Origin of the sequence: Escherichia sp. E10V5 (assembly GCF_004212315.1) — a bacterium.
GTDB lineage: Bacteria > Pseudomonadota > Gammaproteobacteria > Enterobacterales > Enterobacteriaceae > Escherichia.
Window position 1 is genome coordinate 116,251 of sequence record NZ_RHJM01000016.1, and the last position, 18,738, is coordinate 134,988.

Below are 18,738 nucleotides of genomic sequence, written 5' to 3' on the forward strand. Positions count from 1 at the left end.
CTGTTCTGAGCTTAACGTCTGTATTAATAGAAAGGCCGCATTCTACACTACAACATTGAGGCGAGGAAATGTTCATACCGTATGGATTGTGGTATCTGGAAACGTCCTCGCATTTGTTATGCAAAATGCAACAAAGCCAGTGAAATCACTGGCTCGCGTCTTCCGAAGATGTTTCAAACCGCACAAGGCCTGGCGGCAATGCCACGCTTAAAATGATCGGTTGCCATTCAGCCCGGGCAGCAAACTTTCGCGAGAAGCTGCGCGCAATCAGGAATCCACCAACGCCACCAAGAATTGCGCCGCATAACGCCGCGATGTCTGAAGCAAAGAGTAGCTGAAATAACGAAGCAACAAGGAATAATCCCAACAGTGGCGACATATAAACCAGTAATGCGGAACTAAGCAGGCTACCTTCAGCGATTCCTAATTCGACTTTTTGCCCCGGCACTAACGGTTCATCACAGGGTACGACGATGGTATGTGTGGTTTGCGGACCAAGTTTATTCAACACGCGACTGCCGCAGCCAGCGCGGGAAGCGCAGCTGCTGCATGAGGCTTTGACATCACAACTGACCAGCGCCTGCCCGTTTTGCCAGGAGACGACGGTAGCCCACTCTTTGATCATTGTGCGGCCCCGAACTTAATGTTCTCGGCAATGCGTTTCGCCGTTTGCGGCGGTAGTTCACCAACAATAGTGATTTCCGCGTTGTCACGTATGCTGGTGCTGACTGTTCGGCGTCCGGTACGCAACATCTGATCGGTGCTCGATGGCGTCGCGCGGTTAACGTTTACCGAGAAGCTGAACAAGCCGTCGGAATAGAGACGTGATTCGATGGGCATATTGTCCATCGTGGGCAACGGGCGTCGGCTACTGGAGACTTCGCTAAACCCCTGCGGCAACCAGGTTGGAGTCCAGTTGAATTTGGCTTTTTCACCTACAGGAACAGAAAGCAACGGCGGCAAATTTGCCTTCGCCAGCGTCTGCATACTGCTGCTGATATCCTGATTGACGTTAAAAGCAATCACGCGAAATTGTTCCAGCGTTTCACCATCGCGATCAAGGAGATCAACCCGCATCGGTAATTTCGATTCGGTGTCCATCCACACAATGTAGCTGTAGCGTGTGCCATCACGAGCGACTACGCGAATGACTTCGCAAAGACGATCAGCAATACGCGTGCGTCCCACGGAGATAAAGTCGTAGTAAGGAGAAAGGCGTTTGAAATCGGTATAAATGAGCGATGGCAGAGAATCAACAATGTAATCGCCATTAAGAGTAAACGGTTCAAGGCCCGGCTCAAAGTAGCTGATTTCATTGCCGCGCTGTACCACTTCCCGGCGCGGGCCATCCATTTGCAACAACTGAGCAAGCGGACGGTTATCGAGGCGTGCATGTCGATAACGCAGAGACTCAACACCCTGTTTATTGATGCTGATGAATGACAGCTCGTAATTCAGTGACTGGCTAGCCAGGTTCATCTGCTGTAATAACGCCCCGGACGCGGGAGTGGCCGAGGCGTTAGCAGAGAATAACAGGCTACCTGTCACTAATGACATGGCAAACCAAAGTTGCTTCATTACTGCGATTGCGTTCCTAAAGTTTGAATTCCTGGCACCTGTACAGCGGCTTGCTGTGTTTGTGCCTGCTCAAACTGAAGCTGTTCGGAGTGGAGTCGACGTTGCAGTTCGTAATCCTGCAACATGGCATTAATGCGACGACGCTGCTCCTGTACCTGCTGCTGTTGACCATTGTTTGCGGTCGCTTCAGAAGGTACTCCCAGACTTACCGGGCTGGCTTTACCCATCATCGGCAGAGTATTGAATACCGGTGTTTCGGGCTGCTGGGACGTTTCAGATTGTCCATTATAGTGCTGGACGCCAACGATAACTGCAAGCGATACACATGCCGCTACGCCCATTTGGGTAAGCTGTGCCGCCCATGGACGTACTTTCTGCCAGAATGGCATTTTCTGCCATTGATGCGGAGCAGGCTGGGCCTCTGGGATCAATATCGTCGGTTGACGAACTGGCTCTTCTTCAATGGCGGCCATCACGCGCGATGAGATATCGAAATGAAGCAACTCAGGAGTATCACCCCGCATAGAGTCACGGATTAAGTGATAGCTTTCCCAGGTTTTCTGCATTTCCGGGTTGTGAGCCAGTTCGTTAAGCAGCTCACTATCCAGCGTTTCGCCATCCATTAAAGCGGAAAGTTGTTCTTTCTGCATGCCTAATACCCTTATCCAGTATCCCGCTATCGTCAACGCCTGATAAGCGGTTGAACTTTGTTATCAATAGCTTCCCTCGCTCGGAAGATACGTGAACGCACCGTACCTACCGGACAATCCATGATAGCGGCTATCTCTTCATAGCTCAGGCCATCCAGCTCCCGCAAGGTTATTGCCATGCGTAAATCTTCCGGGAGGGACTCAATAGTTCGGAAAACTATCTGTCTCAGTTCTTCTGACAACATTAAGTTCTCAGGGTTCGAAATTTCTTTCAGCGCGCCGCCACTTTCGAAGTTTTCTGCTTCAATGGCATCCACATCACTGGAAGGTGGACGACGCCCCTGAGCAACCAGGTAATTTTTCGCTGTATTTACAGCGATCCGATACAGCCATGTATAAAAAGCACTATCTCCCCGGAACGAATCCAGCGCACGATAGGCTTTAATAAAAGCTTCTTGTACCACATCGGGAACATCACCCGACGGCACATAGCGGGAAACCAGACTCGCCACTTTATGCTGATAGCGCACTACCAGTAAGTTAAAAGCTTTCTGATCTCCCTTCTGGACCCGTTCAACCAGGACCTGGTCCGTTAACTGCTCGCTCATCCGAGGTAAAGTCTCCCCAAACCAAATTTCCACGCGCTATCGAAACGCCACTCCATTAGCTGCAATTTGAGCAAGCAAAACGTTAGAGTGTCTCGTTTTTGTAAAGTTCCGTAACGCATCTGTTTTTGTTTGTCATGCTGTAGACGGATCATTATCTATCATTATAAGTCTACAGAATCTGAACATCGCATTATCTGTGTAGAAATGCCCATTTAACTGCCTGAAGAGTACCCCAACGGCCTTTTTATTTCACCACCTAATCCTCCGCCAGCAAGCAACTTCTCTTTTTTCCACCGTCCAGGATCTCCCTGTTTAGCCATTGTAACAAATATTAAAATAGCAGGTGTTTAATTACACAACGTGATGCTATGCTGACCAAACCGTGTTTAGTAAATTAAACAAACAAAATGAATACTCTTCCTGAACATTCTTGTGATGTGCTGATTATCGGTAGCGGCGCAGCCGGGCTTTCACTGGCACTACGTCTGGCTGACCAGCATCAGGTCATCGTTCTTAGCAAAGGCCCGGTAACGGAAGGCTCAACATTTTATGCCCAGGGCGGAATCGCCGCCGTGTTTGATGAAACTGACAGCATAGACTCGCATGTGGAAGACACATTAATTGCTGGCGCCGGCATTTGCGATCGCCATGCGGTTGAATTTGTCGCCAGCAACGCGCGTTCCTGCGTGCAATGGCTAATCGATCAGGGAGTGTTGTTTGATACCCACGTTCAGCCGAATGGCGAAGAAAGCTATCATCTGACCCGTGAAGGTGGGCATAGTCACCGTCGCATTCTTCATGCTGCTGACGCCACCGGCAGAGAAGTAGAAACCACGCTGGTGAGCAAGGCGCAGAACCATCCGAATATTCGTGTGCTGGAACGCAGCAATGCGGTTGATCTGATTGTTTCTGACAAAATTGGCCTGCCTGGAACGCAACGAGTTGTCGGCGCGTGGGTGTGGAACCGTAATAAAGAAACCGTGGAAACTTGCCATGCTAAAGCGGTGGTGCTGGCAACTGGCGGCGCGTCGAAGGTTTATCAGTACACCACCAATCCGGATATTTCCTCTGGTGATGGTATTGCCATGGCCTGGCGTGCGGGTTGCCGGGTCGCCAATCTCGAATTTAATCAGTTTCACCCTACCGCGCTGTACCATCCACAGGCACGGAATTTCCTGTTAACGGAAGCCTTACGCGGCGAAGGCGCTTATTTGAAGCGCCCGGACGGCACACGTTTTATGCCTGATTTTGATGATCGCGGCGAACTGGCCCCGCGCGATATTGTCGCCCGCGCCATTGACCATGAGATGAAACGCCTCGGCGCGGATTGTATGTTCCTTGATATCAGCCATAAGCCCGCTGAATTTATTCGCCAGCATTTCCCGATGATCTATGAAAAGTTGCTCGGGTTGGGTATTGACCTCACGAAAGAACCGGTGCCGATTGTGCCTGCTGCGCACTATACCTGCGGCGGCGTAATGGTTGACGATCATGGACGTACGGACGTTGATGGCCTGTATGCCATTGGCGAAGTGAGTTATACGGGCTTACATGGTGCTAACCGCATGGCCTCTAACTCCTTGCTGGAGTGTCTGGTCTATGGCTGGTCGGCAGCGGAAGATATTACAAAACGTATGCCTTATGCGCGTGGCGTCAGTACGTTACCGCCGTGGGATGAAAGCCGTGTTGAGAATCCTGACGAACTGGTGGTGATTCAACATAACTGGCATGAGTTACGCCTGTTTATGTGGGATTACGTAGGTATTGTGCGCACAACAAAACGCCTTGAGCGCGCTCTGCGGCGTATCAATATGTTGCAACAGGAAATAGACGAATATTACGCACACTTCCGCGTATCAAATAATTTGCTGGAACTGCGTAATCTGGTGCAGGTTGCCGAGTTGATTGTTCGCTGTGCAATGATGCGTAAGGAGAGTCGGGGGTTGCATTTCACGCTGGATTATCCGGAACTGCTCACGCATTCCGGTCCATCGATCCTTTCCCCCGTCAATCATTACATAAACAGATAAAAAGCCTGGGTCAGCGCAGTGTACGCTTCGGAATAGTTCTGGTCTGGCCCACGAATCACTAAGCGATCGCAAAAGCACTCCCCCGCCAGTGGGGAGAATGCCAGCAGCACCCGATGCGGCAATCGCGCTTCGTTTTCTGCCACATCCGTTCGCAAACGTAAATGCCACCCCATGCTTAATGCCAGCTCCGTAAAACTATTACCGATTTGCTCTGGCAGTACCACGCAGAAAAATCCCTCTTCGGTAATGCACTCTGCCGCGCAGGTCAGCAAGGATTGATGATCCAGCGTGGTGGTATAGCGCGCCTGTTCCCGCTGCGATGTCGCACACTCCACTCCCTGCTGATAATACGGCGGGTTGCTGATGATTAAATCAAAGCGTGCTGTCTGCTGTGTGATCCACTGCTGAATATCTGCCGTATGGACATTAATCCGCTCTGCCCACGGAGACTGGTTAATATTCTCCTGCGCCTGAGCTGCAGCTTCACTTTCCAGTTCAACTGCATCAATCATCACGCTGTCATCGGTTCGCTGCGCCAGCATCAGTGCCAACAACCCGCTACCAGTGCCGATATCAAGGCAGCGTTTTACCCCAGCCACCGGAGCCCATGCGCCAAGCAAAATTCCATCCGTTCCCACTTTCATCGCACATCGTTCGTGGCCGACAAAAAACTGTTTAAAAGTAAATCCATTACGACGAAGCACGGATGTAGACTGTGACATGTAAATAAAACCTTGCTGAAAAAACGGCGATAGCACCGGGTAAGAACAATACCTGAGAAGCGATATCCATACAAACAGATGAAGATTGCAGCCGTAACGTCTATAATCAGCGCCCCACACAGAGGTAGAACATGACTGTAACGACTTTTTCCGAACTTGAACTCGACGAAAGCCTGCTGGAAGCCCTCCAGGATAAAGGTTTCACTCGCCCGACCGCCATTCAGGCTGCCGCCATTCCGCCTGCGCTCGATGGCCGTGATGTACTCGGTTCTGCGCCGACAGGCACCGGTAAAACGGCGGCGTATCTGCTGCCAGCGTTGCAGCACCTGCTCGATTTCCCACGTAAGAAATCCGGTCCGCCGCGTATTTTGATCCTCACCCCAACTCGCGAACTGGCGATGCAGGTGGCCGATCATGCCCGCGAACTGGCGAAACATACGCATCTGGATATCGCCACTATCACCGGCGGCGTGGCCTATATGAACCACGCAGAAGTTTTCAGCGAAAACCAGGACATCGTGGTCGCCACGACCGGACGTCTGCTGCAATACATAAAAGAAGAGAACTTCGATTGCCGCGCGGTTGAAACGCTGATCCTCGACGAAGCTGACCGTATGCTGGATATGGGCTTCGCTCAGGATATCGAACATATTGCTGGCGAAACGCGCTGGCGTAAACAGACCCTGCTCTTTTCAGCAACGCTGGAAGGCGATGCAATTCAGGACTTTGCAGAGCGCCTGCTGGAAGATCCGGTGGAAGTTTCTGCTAATCCTTCCACTCGTGAGCGCAAAAAGATCCATCAGTGGTATTACCGCGCCGATGATCTTGAGCATAAAACCGCGTTGCTGGTGCATCTGTTAAAACAGCCTGAAGCGACTCGCTCAATCGTATTTGTGCGTAAGCGTGAGCGTGTGCATGAGCTGGCAAACTGGCTGCGCGAAGCAGGCATCAACAACTGCTATCTCGAAGGTGAGATGGTACAAGGCAAACGTAATGAAGCGATTAAACGCCTGACCGAAGGTCGCGTAAACGTGCTGGTTGCAACCGATGTTGCCGCACGCGGTATTGACATTCCGGATGTCAGCCACGTCTTTAACTTCGATATGCCGCGCAGTGGCGATACTTATTTGCACCGTATCGGTCGTACCGCTCGCGCCGGTCGTAAAGGCACCGCAATTTCGCTGGTGGAAGCTCATGACCATCTGCTGCTGGGCAAAGTTGGTCGCTATATTGAAGAGCCAATTAAAGCTCGCGTAATTGATGAGTTACGCCCGAAAACGCGTGCACCAAGCGAGAAACAGACTGGCAAGCCATCTAAGAAAGTACTGGCAAAACGCGCCGAGAAGAAAAAGGCTAAAGAGAAAGAGAAGCCGCGGGTGAAAAAACGCCATCGCGATACCAAAAATATTGGTAAGCGCCGTAAACCAAGCGGAACGGGCGTGCCACCGCAAACAACAGAAGAGTAATCATAATGCCGGGTTTAAGCCCGGCATTTTTTTATCCAGCCACAAAACACTCTTCAACACACTGAATAAAAGTGTACATCGCCGGGCTAACCGCTTTTCCGGCATGGTGTGCGCACATTGCTGTAATGGTCTGCGACGGCTCGCCAAAGGGCAATTCAATTAATTCACCGCTCGCAAGTTCTTTTGCCACCGCAAAGCGTGGCAGGTAGCTGACACCGATATCGGCCGCGACACAACGCTTGATGCTTTCGATACTTATAAGCTCTATGGTGTTTTCCACCGTGATCCGCTGCTGGCGAAGCGTGCTCTCAAATATCTGGCGGAAGATACATTGTGGTTCGTTGATAATAAAACTACAGGCGTTATGTCTTCCCGACTCAGTAAAATCGACATCTGCAATTTGCGGTGAAGCCACCAGCACCAGCGATTGTTCACCCAACTCACGTCGGTTCAGTGCATCATCATTCCCTACGCGATAAAAGATGCCGACGTCTGCCTCATCATTCAGTAGTGCATCACGAATCACGTAACAGTTCAGTGACTGCAATGATAAACGCACTTTTGGTGCGCGTTGCCGAAAACGCTGCAACACCTCCGGCATACGGTAAGAGAGCAACGTTTCGCCCGAAACAACGCGCAGTTCTCCGTCCGGCTCCGACTCTTTTTTGGCAGCTACGCGAAGCGTATCCATTACTCTGGTGAGTTCATAGATGTGCGGCAGCAGCTTTTTGCCTTCGCGAGTGAGGCACATCCGTCGGCCAATTTTCTCAAATAACTGTACCGAGAACTCCTGCTCAAGCTGCTGAATATGAAAAGTCACCGTCGATTGTGTGCAGCACAATTTTTGCGAAGCTCGCAAAAAGGAACCCTCTTCCACCACGGTTTTTAGGGTAATAAAACGGCGCAGATCCATAATCCCAAACCTATCGAAAATATCGAACTTAGAATGTGAAAACATTCATTTTTTTAAATGTTTTGTGTCGGCTACTGTCTACCAAAACAGAGGAGATAACAAGTGACACCGACCCTTTTAAGTGCTTTTTGGACCTACACCCTGATTACTGCCCTCACGCCAGGACCAAACAATATTCTCACCCTTAGTTCTGCCACGTCGCATGGGTTTCGTCAGAGTACCCGCGTACTGGCGGGGATGAGTCTGGGATTTTTAATCGTCATGCTACTGTGCGCGGGAATTTCGTTTTCACTGGCTGTTATTGACCCGGCGGCAGTGCATCTGTTGAGTTGGGCGGGGGCGGCATATATTGTCTGGCTGGCGTGGAAAATCGCTACCAGCCCAACAAAGGAAGACGGGCTTCAGGCAAAACCGATCAGCTTTTGGGCAAGCTTTGCGCTACTGTTTGTGAACGTCAAAATCATTTTGTACGGCATTACGGCACTATCGACGTTTGTCCTGCCGCAAACGCAGGCGTTAAGCTGGGTAGTTGGCGTCAGCGTTTTGCTGGCAATGATTGGGACGTTTGGCAATGTGTGCTGGGCGCTGGCGGGGCATCTGTTTCAGCGATTGTTTCGCCAGTATGGTCGCCAGTTAAATATCGTGCTGGCACTGTTGCTGGTTTATTGCGCGGTACGTATTTTCTATTAATGAAAAAAAACGGAAGAGGTCGCCCTCTTCCGCTTAGTAACTTGCTACTTAAGCCTTACAGGCTTTCAGTAAAGGTACGAGCGATAACGTCGCGCTGCTGTTCCGGAGTCAGAGAGTTAAAGCGAACTGCATAACCGGATACACGGATGGTCAGCTGCGGATATTTTTCCGGATGCTTAACTGCATCTTCCAGAGTTTCACGACGCAGAACGTTTACGTTCAGGTGCTGACCACCTTCTACGCGAACTTCTGGTTTAACTTCTACTGGAACTTCACGGTACTCAATGTCACCCAGTTTGCTTACTGCAACCACTTCGTCTTCTGCAAAACCTGCTTTCGCAACGATGCAACGCGCTTCGCCTTTTTCGCTGTCCAGCAGCCAGAAAGAGTTCAGCAGATCGTCGTTAGCGGCTTTAGTAATCTGGATACCTGTAATCATGTGATGCCTCCCCGGCAAAATTTATTTGATTTGATCAGCCTGTCGCGGCCAATTGGTAAAACCATTGTTGCTTGAGTGTATATATACTCCTCAAAGACCCCTGATTCTTTGATTTAAATCAATAAAAAACACACACCAAGTGTGGAGGCAAGTGGATTTTATTGTTTTACATCAACTTATGCGGGTGTGAAATTTTACCAATTTACATTTTTTTACAGTCGATTATGTCTATAAAATGAGCTTGATTTTGCTCTGTAGAAAGAAGCAGTTAAGCTAGGCGGATTGAAGATTCGCAGGAGAGCGAGATGGCTAACGAATTAACCTGGCATGACGTGCTGGCTGAAGAGAAGCAACAACCCTATTTTCTTAATACCCTTCAGACCGTCGCCAGCGAGCGGCAATCCGGCATCACTATCTATCCGCCACAAAAAGATGTTTTTAACGCCTTTCGTTATACCGAGTTAGGCGATGTCAAAGTCGTGATTCTCGGCCAGGATCCTTATCACGGCCCCGGACAGGCTCACGGCCTGTCGTTTTCTGTTCGCCCCGGTATCCCCACTCCGCCGTCATTACTGAATATGTATAAAGAGTTGGAAAATACCGTTCCAGGTTTTACCCGCCCGGCGCATGGCTATCTCGAAAGCTGGGCGCGTCAGGGCGTTCTGCTGCTCAATACCGTATTGACTGTACGCGCAGGTCAGGCGCATTCCCACGCCAGCCTCGGTTGGGAGACGTTTACTGATAAAGTCATCAGCCTGATTAATCAGCATCGCGAAGGCGTGGTGTTTTTGTTGTGGGGATCTCATGCGCAAAAGAAAGGGGCGATTATAGATAAGCAACGCCATCACGTACTGAAAGCACCGCATCCGTCACCGCTTTCTGCGCATCGTGGATTCTTTGGCTGTAACCATTTTGTGCTGGCAAATCAGTGGCTGGAACAACGTGGCGAGACGCCGATTGACTGGATGCCTGTATTACCGGCAGAGAGTGAGTAAATTTGCGGGAAAATGCCGGATGGCAGAGTTGCCACCCGGCTGATTTATCAGGCTTTATTCTGACGCCACCATTCGCCAAGCAGAACGCCAGTTGCGACAGAAATATTCAGTCCAGCAACGTTGCCAGTACCGTCAATCTTCACGCGCAAATCGTTCGGATCACGTGCGGCATCCGGTAACCCTTCATATTCCTGCCCCAGCACCAGCACCATTTTTTCTGGCAGACTGGTTTTGAACAGCGGTTTACCTTGCTCGCTGGAAGTGGTCACCACGGTGTAGCCCGCCTGACGGAAATCATCCAACACGTCAACAATGTTGTCGCCAGTAATCGGCTGAACATGTTCTGCGCCGCCTTCTGCGGTACGGATAGCCGCCCCCGATTCCAGCAGTGCCGCATCCTGCACCACAACGCCTTTCACGCCAAAGTGCGCACAGCTACGCATCATACCGCCCAGGTTATGCGGGTTAGATTCGTTTTCCAGCGCCAGTACACAATCCTGCGCACCAGCCTTGCTTACCCACTGCTGCACGGTTGTACCGTTACGCTTTTTGATCAGGAAGCACACGCCTCCGTGATGCTCCGTACCTGACGCCTTTGTCAGTTCAGCTTCATCCACCACATGGTACGCTTTGCGGTTTGCCGCCATCCAGCGCAATGCTTCTTTAAAACGTGGCGTTACGCTCTGGATAAACCAGGCGCGAACAATTGCTTCCGGACGGCTCTGGAACAGTGCCTGACATGCGTTTTCGCCGTAGACGCGGGTTTCTTCCGCACGCTGACGACGCAACACTTCCGGATCAATAAAACTTTTACCACTGATGCCACCGTGATCGGCCTTTTCCGGCGCATCATCACCAGGCGCGCGGGAAACTGTGCGCCACGGCGACTCTTCCCACTTGCGGTCACGGGGCTGACTCTGTTTGTCATCGCGGGCGGGGCGACGGCCACCGTCGGCACGAGATTTTCCTGGACGCCCGCCCCCTTTCCCGGTACGCGGGTTATGGGTACGTTTATCAGAATCATCATCACTGCGGACATACATCACTTTGACCTTGCCGCTTTTGCTTTTCATTTCATCGTTCATGCTTTTCTCCACCAGCGCTGCGCGAAGCGCGCAGATTACCCGAAGTGCGCGCGGTTCGCCATGATTTCGTTCCAAAGCCTACGTCTATCATACCCATTGAATAAAACAGATTGTTGTCTAGAACAATGTTACCGATAATATGTAACATATTAGAAACATACCGGCGTCGTTGCCGATAAGTCTCCTTACTCATCCCGAGGTTAGTTATGAATACCGTTTGTACCCATTGTCAGGCCATCAATCGCATTCCCGACGATCGGATCGAAGATGCGGCAAAATGCGGACGCTGCGGTCACGACTTGTTTGACGGAAAGGTGATTAATGCGACCGGTGAAACGCTCGACAAATTGCTGAAAGATGATCTACCTGTGGTGATCGACTTCTGGGCGCCGTGGTGCGGCCCCTGCCGTAACTTCGCGCCAATTTTTGAAGATGTTGCGCAAGAGCGTAGCGGTAAAGTGCGCTTTGTGAAAGTGAATACCGAAGCTGAACGTGAATTAAGCAGCCGCTTTGGTATTCGCAGTATTCCGACGATCATGATTTTCAAAAATGGTCAGGTTGTCGACATGCTTAATGGCGCAGTACCGAAAGCGCCGTTCGACAGCTGGCTGAACGAATCTCTTTAATCTTACCGGGGCGCATCTTGTGCCCCGTTTTCTCCTCTGCGACAATGGCGTTTTTTCGACGCTCTCTTATGACCGAAAACGCTGTTCTCCAGTTACGCGCCAAACGTATTGCGCGCGCAACACGTCCTTTTCTTGCCCGCGGTAATCGCGTTCGTCGCTGCCAACGCTGTCTTTTGCCAGAGAAATTATGTCTCTGTTCGACAATTACCCCAGCGGAAGCAAAAAGTCGCTTCTGTTTGCTGATGTTCGACACCGAGCCAATGAAGCCAAGTAACACCGGGCGTCTGATTGCTGATATTTTACCTGATACCGTTGCGTTTCAATGGTCGCGTACCGAACCATCACAAGAACTGCTGGCTCTGGTGCAAAACCCGGATTATCAACCAATGGTGGTCTTTCCCGCCTCATATGCTGATGAGCACCGGGAAGTGATCTTCACCCCGCCTTCCGGTAAGCCACCGCTGTTTATCATGCTCGATGGTACCTGGCCGGAAGCGCGCAAGATGTTTCGTAAAAGTCCGTATCTGGATAATCTCCCCGTCATTTCCGTCGATCTTTCCCGGCTTTCTGCCTATCGCCTGCGTGAAGCCCAGGCTGAAGGCCAATATTGTACCGCTGAAGTGGCTATCGCACTTTTAGATATGGCGGGCGATACCAGGGCTGCGGCCAGCTTAGGCGAGCATTTCACTCGCTTTAAAACACGCTATCTGGCAGGAAAAACGCAACATCTGGGTAGTATCACAGCAGAACAGTTAGAAAGCGTTTAAAATCATTCGGTCACTTCTGCGGGAGACCGGTATGAGTCAGCGAGGACTGGAAGCACTACTGCGACCAAAATCGATTGCGGTAATTGGCGCATCGATGAAACCCAATCGCGCAGGTTACCTGATGATGCGTAACCTGCTGGCGGGAGGCTTTAACGGACCGGTGTTACCGGTGACGCCGGCCTGGAAAGCGGTACAAGGCGTACTGGCCTGGCCGGATATCGCCAGTCTGCCATTTACGCCCGACCTTGCTGTGCTGTGTACAAATGCCAGCCGCAATCTGGCGCTTCTGGAAGAACTCGGCGAAAAAGGCTGTAAAACCTGCATTATTCTTTCTGCCCCGACATCGCAACACGAAGATCTCCGCGCCTGCGCCCAGCGCCATAACATGCGCCTGCTTGGACCAAACAGTCTGGGATTACTGGCGCCGTGGCAAGGTCTGAATGCCAGCTTTTCGCCTGTGCCGATTAAACGCGGCAAGCTGGCGTTTATTTCGCAATCGGCTGCCGTCTCCAACACCATCCTCGACTGGGCGCAACAGCGTGAGATGGGCTTTTCCTACTTTATTGCGCTCGGCGACAGCCTGGATATCGACGTTGATGAATTGCTCGACTATCTGGCGCGCGACAGTAAAACCAGCGCCATCCTGCTCTATCTCGAACAGTTAAGCGACGCGCGACGCTTTGTTTCGGCGGCCCGTAGTGCCTCGCGTAATAAACCGATTCTGGTAATTAAAAGCGGACGTAGCCCGGCAGCACAGCGACTGCTCAACACGACGGCAGGAATGGACCCGGCATGGGATGCGGCTATTCAGCGTGCCGGTTTATTACGAGTGCAGGACACTCACGAACTGTTTTCGGCAGTGGAAACCCTTAGCCATATGCGCCCATTGCGTGGCGACCGACTGATGATTATCAGCAACGGTGCCGCGCCTGCTGCGCTGGCGCTAGATGCCTTATGGTCACGCAATGGCAAGCTGGCAACGCTAAGCGAAGAAACCTGCCAGAAGCTACGCAATGCGCTGCCAGAACATGTAGTAATCTCTAACCCGCTCGATCTGCGCGATGACGCCAGCAGTGAGCACTATATTAAAACGCTGGATATTCTGCTCCACAGCCAGGATTTTAATGCGCTGATGGTTATTCATTCACCCAGTGCTGCCGCTCCCGCCACAGAAAGCGCGCTGGCATTAATTGAAGCGGTAAAGCATCACCCTCGCAGCAAGTATGTCTCTCTGCTGACGAACTGGTGCGGCGAACACTCCTCGCAGGAGGCGCGACGTTTATTCAGCGAAGCCGGGCTGCCGACCTACCGCACTCCGGAAGGAACCATCACCGCTTTTATGCATATGGTGGAGTACCGACGTAACCAGAAGCAACTACGCGAAACGCCGGCACTGCCCAGCAATCTGACCTCTAATACCGCAGAAGCGCATCTTCTGTTGCAACAGGCGATTGCCGAAGGAGCAACGTCGCTCGATACCCATGAAGTTCAGCCCATCCTGCAAGCGTATGGCATGAACACGCTTCCCACCTGGATTGCCAGCGACAGCACCGAAGCGGTGCATATTGCTGAACAGATTGGTTATCCTGTGGCACTGAAATTGCGTTCGCCGGATATTCCACATAAATCGGAAGTTCAGGGCGTCATGCTCTACCTGCGTACAGCCAATGAAGTCCAGCAAGCCGCGAACGCTATTTTCGATCGCGTAAAAATGGCCTGGCCGCAGGCGCGGATCCACGGTCTGCTGGTGCAAAGTATGGCTAACCGTGCTGGCGCCCAGGAGTTGCGGGTAGTGGTCGAGCAGGATCCGGTTTTCGGACCGTTGATCATGCTTGGTGAAGGCGGTGTGGAGTGGCGTCCAGAAGATCAAGCCGTCGTCGCATTACCGCCGCTGAACATGAACCTGGCCCGTTATCTGGTCATTCAGGGAATAAAAAGTAAAAAGATTCGTGCGCGCAGTGCACTGCGTCCATTGGATGTTGCAGGCTTGAGCCAGCTTCTGGTGCAGGTTTCCAACTTGATTGTCGATTGCCCGGAAATTCAGCGTCTGGATATTCATCCTTTGCTGGCTTCTGGCAGTGAATTTACCGCGCTGGATGTCACGCTGGATATCGCGCCGTTTGAAGGCGATAGCGAGAGTCGGCTGGCAGTGCGCCCGTACCCGCATCAGCTGGAAGAGTGGGTGGAATTGAAAAACGGTGAACGTTGCTTGTTCCGCCCGATTTTGCCAGAAGATGAGCCACAGCTTCAGCAATTTATTTCGCTAGTCACCAAAGAAGATCTTTATTACCGCTATTTTAGCGAGATCAATGAATTCACCCATGAAGATTTAGCTAACATGACGCAGATCGACTACGATCGGGAAATGGCGTTTGTGGCGGTGCGACGTATTGATCAAACGGAAGAGATCCTCGGCGTCACGCGTGCGATTTCCGATCCTGATAACATCGATGCCGAATTTGCTGTACTGGTTCGCTCGGATCTCAAAGGGTTAGGCTTAGGTCGACGCTTAATGGAAAAGTTGATTACCTATACGCGAGATCACGGACTGCAACGTCTGAATGGTATTACGATGCCAAACAATCGTGGCATGGTGGCGCTGGCCCGCAAGCTCGGGTTTAACGTCGATATCCAGCTCGAAGAGGGGATCGTTGGGCTTACGCTAAATCTTGCCCAGCGCGAGGAATCATGAGTAAGGTACTGGAAATGTTGACCACTTAATCGGGACTGGTGTTATTATTGCCCGCTTATGTCGTCTGCATTGCACAGAGGACCCTTCAATGAACAGAGAAGAAATGCACTGTGATGTTGTCAAAATTTAAGCGTAATAAACATCAACAACACCTTGCCCAACTACCCAAGATTTCTCAATCAGTTGATGATGTCGATTTCTTTTACGCTCCCGCCGACTTCCGGGAGACGCTGCTGGAAAAAATAGCCAGCGCGAAGCAGCGCATTTGCATTGTCGCCCTGTATCTCGAACAGGATGATGGTGGCAAAGGCATTCTGAGCGCGCTATATGAGGCTAAACGGCAGCGTCCGGAACTGGATGTGCGGGTGCTGGTCGACTGGCATCGTGCGCAACGTGGACGCATTGGCGCTGCGGCATCTAACACTAACGCTGACTGGTACTGCCGCATGGCGCAGGAAAATCCGGGCGTAGATGTTCCGGTTTATGGCGTACCCATCAATACCCGTGAAGCCCTGGGCGTTCTGCATTTTAAAGGCTTTATCATCGACGATAGCGTACTTTACAGCGGTGCCAGCCTGAACGATGTTTATCTGCATCAGCACGATAAATACCGCTACGACCGTTACCATCTGATTCGTAACCGCAAGATGTCAGACATTATGTTTGAATGGGTTACGCAGAATATTATGAATGGTCGCGGTGTTAACCGTCTGGATGATGAACATCGCCCAAAAAGCCCGGAAATCAAGAACGACATTCGCCTGTTCCGCCAGGAGCTGCGCGATGCCGCTTATCATTTCCAGGGAGATGCCGACAACGATCAGCTTTCCGTAACGCCGCTAGTGGGGCTGGGGAAATCGAGTCTGTTGAACAAGACCATTTTCCATCTGATGCCCTGTGCAGAACAGAAACTGACTATCTGTACGCCATACTTCAACCTGCCGGCAATCCTGGTGCGCAATATCATCCAGGTGCTGCGTGAAGGGAAAAAGGTCGAAATTATCGTTGGTGATAAAACCGCGAATGACTTCTATATTCCGGAAGATGAGCCATTCAAGATAATTGGCGCGTTGCCTTATCTTTATGAGATTAATTTGCGTCGCTTCCTGAGTCGTTTGCAGTATTACGTCAATACTGACCAGTTAGTGGTCCGTTTGTGGAAAGATGACAATAATACTTATCACCTGAAAGGAATGTGGGTTGATGATAAGTGGATGCTGATAACCGGTAATAACCTGAACCCACGCGCCTGGCGTCTGGATCTGGAAAACGCCATTTTGATCCACGATCCACAACTGGAGCTTGCGCCGCAGCGTGAAAAAGAACTGGCTCTGATCCGCGAGCATACCACCATTGTTAAGCACTACCGCGATCTGCAAAGTATTGCCGATTACCCGGTAAAAGTTCGCAAACTTATCCGCCGTTTGCGCCGCATCCGCATCGACCGATTAATTAGCCGTATCCTGTAATCTGAACCCCGTCCTGTACGGGGTTTGTTTTTTGGAGGCCGCGTTGCGTATTCTTTTTGTCTGTTCGCTATTGTTACTTTCTGGATGCAGCCATATGGCTAACGATAGCTGGAGCGGGGAGGATAAAGCTCAACACTTTATCGCCTCGGCGATGCTTTCCGCCGCAGGAAATGAATACGCGCAACATCAGGGGATGAGCCGCGACCGCAGCGCGATGTTCGGGCTGGTGTTCTCTGTAGGGCTGGGAGTGTCAAAAGAGCTTTGGGATAGCCGCCCTGAGGGGAGCGGCTGGAGCTGGAAGGATTTTGCCTGGGATATAGCCGGTGCAACTACCGGCTATACCGTCTGGCAAATAGCGCATCACTAAAGACGCATCCCCTTCCCTTTGCGATGCAGCATCAAAGAAACCAGAAACGCTACCACGGCCATCAATGTCACATACCAGAAAAATGCCGTTTCCATTCCTATCGATTTCAGCGACAACGCTACATACTCCGCCGAACCACCAAATATAGCATTGGCGACCGCATATGACAGACCAACACCTAATGCGCGAACCTGCGCCGGGAACATCTCAGCCTTCAGTATTCCACTGATTGATGTATAAAAACTCACTATCAGCAGGGCGCACATCACCAGACCAAAAGCGGCATAAGGAGAGGAGGCGTTCTGCAATGCTGATAGTATGGGGACGGTAAAAATAGCGGCCAAAGAGCCAAAGCATAACATTGAGGTTCGGCGTCCAATCTTATCTGACAGCGCGCCAATGAACGGTTGAATGAGCATAAATACAAACAATGCCGCAGTCATAATGCCGCTTGCTACGTTAGCGTGCATTCCCGCAGTATTCACCAGATATTTCTGCATATAGGTGGTAAAGGAATAGAAACAAAGAGAACCCGCAGCAGTGAAGCCGAGAACCATGATGAATGCACGGCGATTGCGCCATAATCCTTTCATTGACCCCGCTTCTTTTAACGCTCGCGTCTCTTGTTGTGAAGTTTCATCTAACTGACGACGTAACCACAATGCCACAACGGCTAACACCGCTCCTAACGCAAAAGGAATGCGCCATCCCCACTCTCTAAGAGCAGAATCGTCCATAGTATGTTGTAGAACAACCACCACCAGTAAGGCCAGCAGCTGACCGCCAATTAGCGTGACATACTGGAACGAAGCATAGAATCCTTTGCGTCCTTCAACGGCAACTTCACTCATATAAGTGGCGCTGGTGCCATATTCTCCACCAACAGATAATCCCTGGAATAAACGCGCGAGAAGCAATAATGCCGGAGCCCAGGTACCGATAGTTTCATAACCAGGGAGGCAGGCAATAACCAGAGATCCGAAACACATCATACACACCGATAACAGCATTGATTTTTTACGACCATGTTTATCGGCTATGCGTCCAAATAGCCAGCCACCGATTGGACGCATCAGAAAGCCCGCAGCAAAAACACCGGCTGTTTGCAGTAATTGAGTGGTAGTGTTACCAGAAGGGAAGAAAATGTGGGCAAAGTAGAGGGAACAGAATGAGTAGACATAAAAATCGAACCACTCGACCAGATTACCTGAAGAGGCCCCTACTATTGCCCAGATGCGGCGACGAGTATCACTACTTGTCAGTTTGTCGTCTGCCGTTACAGTGCTTTCTGCCATGCCAATATTTCTCCTGCCATAATCCGATGCTTTTGTCGGCCAATGTTGTTTATTATTTAGTAAGACAGATGTTATACATTTGTTACCGATGTTTGTGCAACCATAACTGCGAATTTAGTTAGCAGGGGAATGATTATTCTGGATGACCAGGAAGGATTTCAGGTGAGGTTGTCGTATGGAAATGGGCGAGCATCTGGCGTATACAAGGGAATGGTAGGGTTTTTATTTCTTAGTCAGAACCACATCAGGTGGTTTTTACTGCCTACGCTATTCAGGACGGACGACAGACAAAACAAAAGGCCCAGTCTTCCGACTGAGCCTTTTGTTTTATTTGATGCCTGGCAGT

19 protein-coding genes are annotated in these 18,738 nt (G+C 50.9%); 9 read left to right on the plus strand and 10 right to left on the minus strand.

What is annotated here, in order from left to right:
- Positions 1–145 precede the first annotated feature (145 nt).
- Genes rseC through rseD form a run of 5 tightly spaced genes read right to left on the minus strand, consistent with a single transcriptional unit; the run spans position 146 to position 2,988 of the window.
- Complete coding sequence (rseC, locus tag D9738_RS13680) at positions 146–625, minus strand: SoxR-reducing system protein RseC (RefSeq protein ID WP_130260421.1); 480 nt, start codon at positions 623–625, stop codon at positions 146–148.
- The gene (gene rseB / locus D9738_RS13685) at positions 622–1,578 is read right to left on the minus strand and encodes a sigma-E factor regulatory protein RseB (protein ID WP_064526144.1); all 957 of its coding nucleotides are present in this window, start codon (positions 1,576–1,578) and stop codon (positions 622–624) included. The genes rseC and rseB overlap by 4 nt, the downstream gene beginning before the upstream one ends.
- On the minus strand, positions 1,578–2,228 hold the full coding sequence (gene rseA, locus D9738_RS13690) for an anti-sigma-E factor RseA (protein WP_130260422.1): 651 nt from the start codon (positions 2,226–2,228) through the stop codon (positions 1,578–1,580). Before rseA ends, rseB begins: the two co-directional genes overlap by 1 nt.
- 32 nt (positions 2,229–2,260) lie before the next feature.
- A complete protein-coding gene (gene rpoE / locus D9738_RS13695) occupies positions 2,261–2,836 on the minus strand; it encodes an RNA polymerase sigma factor RpoE (RefSeq protein ID WP_001295364.1) in 576 nt (191 codons plus the stop codon).
- A complete protein-coding gene (gene rseD / locus D9738_RS13700; protein ID WP_064526141.1) occupies positions 2,833–2,988 on the minus strand; it encodes a rpoE leader peptide RseD in 156 nt (51 codons plus the stop codon). Before rseD ends, rpoE begins: the two co-directional genes overlap by 4 nt.
- Before the next feature lie 255 nt (positions 2,989–3,243).
- Here rseD and nadB point away from each other — a divergent pair, with 255 nt between their 5' ends.
- Entirely contained in the window at positions 3,244–4,866 is a 1,623-nt protein-coding gene (gene nadB / locus D9738_RS13705; protein WP_130260423.1) for an L-aspartate oxidase, read from the plus strand.
- Here the strand turns inward: nadB and trmN are convergent.
- Positions 4,851–5,588, minus strand: coding sequence for a tRNA(1)(Val) (adenine(37)-N(6))-methyltransferase TrmN (gene trmN, locus D9738_RS13710; protein ID WP_130260424.1), 738 nt, complete (start codon positions 5,586–5,588; stop codon positions 4,851–4,853). The two genes, nadB and trmN, sit on opposite strands and share 16 nt — an antisense overlap.
- Before the next feature lie 131 nt (positions 5,589–5,719).
- Between trmN and srmB the strand changes: the two genes are divergently transcribed.
- Complete coding sequence (gene srmB, locus D9738_RS13720) at positions 5,720–7,054, plus strand: ATP-dependent RNA helicase SrmB (protein ID WP_000219193.1); 1,335 nt, start codon at positions 5,720–5,722, stop codon at positions 7,052–7,054.
- A 31-nt stretch (positions 7,055–7,085) separates the two neighbouring features.
- Here the strand turns inward: srmB and D9738_RS13725 are convergent, their stop codons facing one another.
- Positions 7,086–7,967: a LysR family transcriptional regulator gene (locus D9738_RS13725; protein ID WP_130260425.1), complete on the minus strand. Its 882-nt coding sequence runs from the start codon at positions 7,965–7,967 to the stop codon at positions 7,086–7,088.
- A gap of 102 nt (positions 7,968–8,069) precedes the next feature.
- On the opposite strand from D9738_RS13725, the gene eamB reads away from it, so the two are divergent.
- Positions 8,070–8,657, plus strand: coding sequence for a cysteine/O-acetylserine transporter (gene eamB / locus D9738_RS13730; RefSeq protein ID WP_130260426.1), 588 nt, complete (start codon positions 8,070–8,072; stop codon positions 8,655–8,657).
- Between the two features lie 55 nt (positions 8,658–8,712).
- Here eamB and grcA read toward each other — a convergent pair whose 3' ends face one another.
- The gene (gene grcA / locus D9738_RS13735; RefSeq protein ID WP_000627804.1) at positions 8,713–9,096 is read right to left on the minus strand and encodes an autonomous glycyl radical cofactor GrcA; all 384 of its coding nucleotides are present in this window, start codon (positions 9,094–9,096) and stop codon (positions 8,713–8,715) included.
- A gap of 305 nt (positions 9,097–9,401) precedes the next feature.
- Here grcA and ung point away from each other — a divergent pair, with 305 nt between their 5' ends.
- Complete coding sequence (gene ung / locus D9738_RS13740) at positions 9,402–10,091, plus strand: uracil-DNA glycosylase (RefSeq protein WP_130260427.1); 690 nt, start codon at positions 9,402–9,404, stop codon at positions 10,089–10,091.
- 47 nt (positions 10,092–10,138) lie between these two features.
- Here the strand turns inward: ung and D9738_RS13745 are convergent, their stop codons facing one another.
- A complete protein-coding gene (locus D9738_RS13745; protein WP_130207570.1) occupies positions 10,139–11,176 on the minus strand; it encodes a tRNA/rRNA methyltransferase in 1,038 nt (345 codons plus the stop codon).
- A gap of 206 nt (positions 11,177–11,382) precedes the next feature.
- Between D9738_RS13745 and trxC the strand changes: the two genes are divergently transcribed.
- The 5 genes from trxC (at position 11,383) to D9738_RS13770 (ending at position 17,097) form a co-directional block, all read left to right on the plus strand.
- Positions 11,383–11,802, plus strand: a complete 420-nt coding sequence (gene trxC / locus D9738_RS13750; protein WP_072664230.1) for a thioredoxin TrxC — start codon at positions 11,383–11,385, stop codon at positions 11,800–11,802.
- A gap of 68 nt (positions 11,803–11,870) precedes the next feature.
- Positions 11,871–12,569, plus strand: a complete 699-nt coding sequence (tapT, locus tag D9738_RS13755) for a tRNA-uridine aminocarboxypropyltransferase (RefSeq protein WP_130207572.1) — start codon at positions 11,871–11,873, stop codon at positions 12,567–12,569.
- Between the two features lie 31 nt (positions 12,570–12,600).
- Positions 12,601–15,261 (plus strand): protein lysine acetyltransferase, encoded by a 2,661-nt coding sequence (gene pat / locus D9738_RS13760; protein ID WP_130260428.1) that lies wholly within the window; start codon positions 12,601–12,603, stop codon positions 15,259–15,261.
- Between the two features lie 113 nt (positions 15,262–15,374).
- Positions 15,375–16,730, plus strand: coding sequence for a CDP-diacylglycerol--serine O-phosphatidyltransferase (gene pssA / locus D9738_RS13765; RefSeq protein WP_130260435.1), 1,356 nt, complete (start codon positions 15,375–15,377; stop codon positions 16,728–16,730).
- 43 nt (positions 16,731–16,773) lie between these two features.
- Positions 16,774–17,097: a YfiM family lipoprotein gene (locus tag D9738_RS13770; protein ID WP_130260429.1), complete on the plus strand. Its 324-nt coding sequence runs from the start codon at positions 16,774–16,776 to the stop codon at positions 17,095–17,097.
- On the opposite strand, the gene kgtP is transcribed toward D9738_RS13770, so the two are convergent.
- Positions 17,094–18,392, minus strand: a complete 1,299-nt coding sequence (gene kgtP / locus D9738_RS13775; RefSeq protein ID WP_130260430.1) for an alpha-ketoglutarate permease — start codon at positions 18,390–18,392, stop codon at positions 17,094–17,096. The two genes, D9738_RS13770 and kgtP, sit on opposite strands and share 4 nt — an antisense overlap.
- Between the last annotated feature and the right edge of the window lie 346 nt (positions 18,393–18,738).

What these genes read in the sequence shown, in the direction of transcription:
- trmN (WP_130260424.1), bottom strand. Translation starts at nt 5,588, where the DNA reads ATGTCACAGTCTACATCCGTGCTTCGTCGTAATGGATTTACTTTTAAA.
- rpoE (WP_001295364.1), bottom strand. Translation starts at nt 2,836, where the DNA reads ATGAGCGAGCAGTTAACGGACCAGGTCCTGGTTGAACGGGTCCAGAAG.
- pssA (WP_130260435.1), top strand. Translation starts at nt 15,375, where the DNA reads ATGTTGTCAAAATTTAAGCGTAATAAACATCAACAACACCTTGCCCAA.
- pat (WP_130260428.1), top strand. Translation starts at nt 12,601, where the DNA reads ATGAGTCAGCGAGGACTGGAAGCACTACTGCGACCAAAATCGATTGCG.
- grcA (WP_000627804.1), bottom strand. Translation starts at nt 9,096, where the DNA reads ATGATTACAGGTATCCAGATTACTAAAGCCGCTAACGACGATCTGCTG.
- kgtP (WP_130260430.1), bottom strand. Translation starts at nt 18,392, where the DNA reads ATGGCAGAAAGCACTGTAACGGCAGACGACAAACTGACAAGTAGTGAT.
- nadB (WP_130260423.1), top strand. Translation starts at nt 3,244, where the DNA reads ATGAATACTCTTCCTGAACATTCTTGTGATGTGCTGATTATCGGTAGC.
- rseB (WP_064526144.1), bottom strand. Translation starts at nt 1,578, where the DNA reads ATGAAGCAACTTTGGTTTGCCATGTCATTAGTGACAGGTAGCCTGTTA.
- srmB (WP_000219193.1), top strand. Translation starts at nt 5,720, where the DNA reads ATGACTGTAACGACTTTTTCCGAACTTGAACTCGACGAAAGCCTGCTG.
- trxC (WP_072664230.1), top strand. Translation starts at nt 11,383, where the DNA reads ATGAATACCGTTTGTACCCATTGTCAGGCCATCAATCGCATTCCCGAC.
- rseD (WP_064526141.1), bottom strand. Translation starts at nt 2,988, where the DNA reads ATGATCCGTCTACAGCATGACAAACAAAAACAGATGCGTTACGGAACT.
- D9738_RS13745 (WP_130207570.1), bottom strand. Translation starts at nt 11,176, where the DNA reads ATGAACGATGAAATGAAAAGCAAAAGCGGCAAGGTCAAAGTGATGTAT.
- D9738_RS13725 (WP_130260425.1), bottom strand. Translation starts at nt 7,967, where the DNA reads ATGGATCTGCGCCGTTTTATTACCCTAAAAACCGTGGTGGAAGAGGGT.
- rseA (WP_130260422.1), bottom strand. Translation starts at nt 2,228, where the DNA reads ATGCAGAAAGAACAACTTTCCGCTTTAATGGATGGCGAAACGCTGGAT.
- tapT (WP_130207572.1), top strand. Translation starts at nt 11,871, where the DNA reads ATGACCGAAAACGCTGTTCTCCAGTTACGCGCCAAACGTATTGCGCGC.
- ung (WP_130260427.1), top strand. Translation starts at nt 9,402, where the DNA reads ATGGCTAACGAATTAACCTGGCATGACGTGCTGGCTGAAGAGAAGCAA.
- rseC (WP_130260421.1), bottom strand. Translation starts at nt 625, where the DNA reads ATGATCAAAGAGTGGGCTACCGTCGTCTCCTGGCAAAACGGGCAGGCG.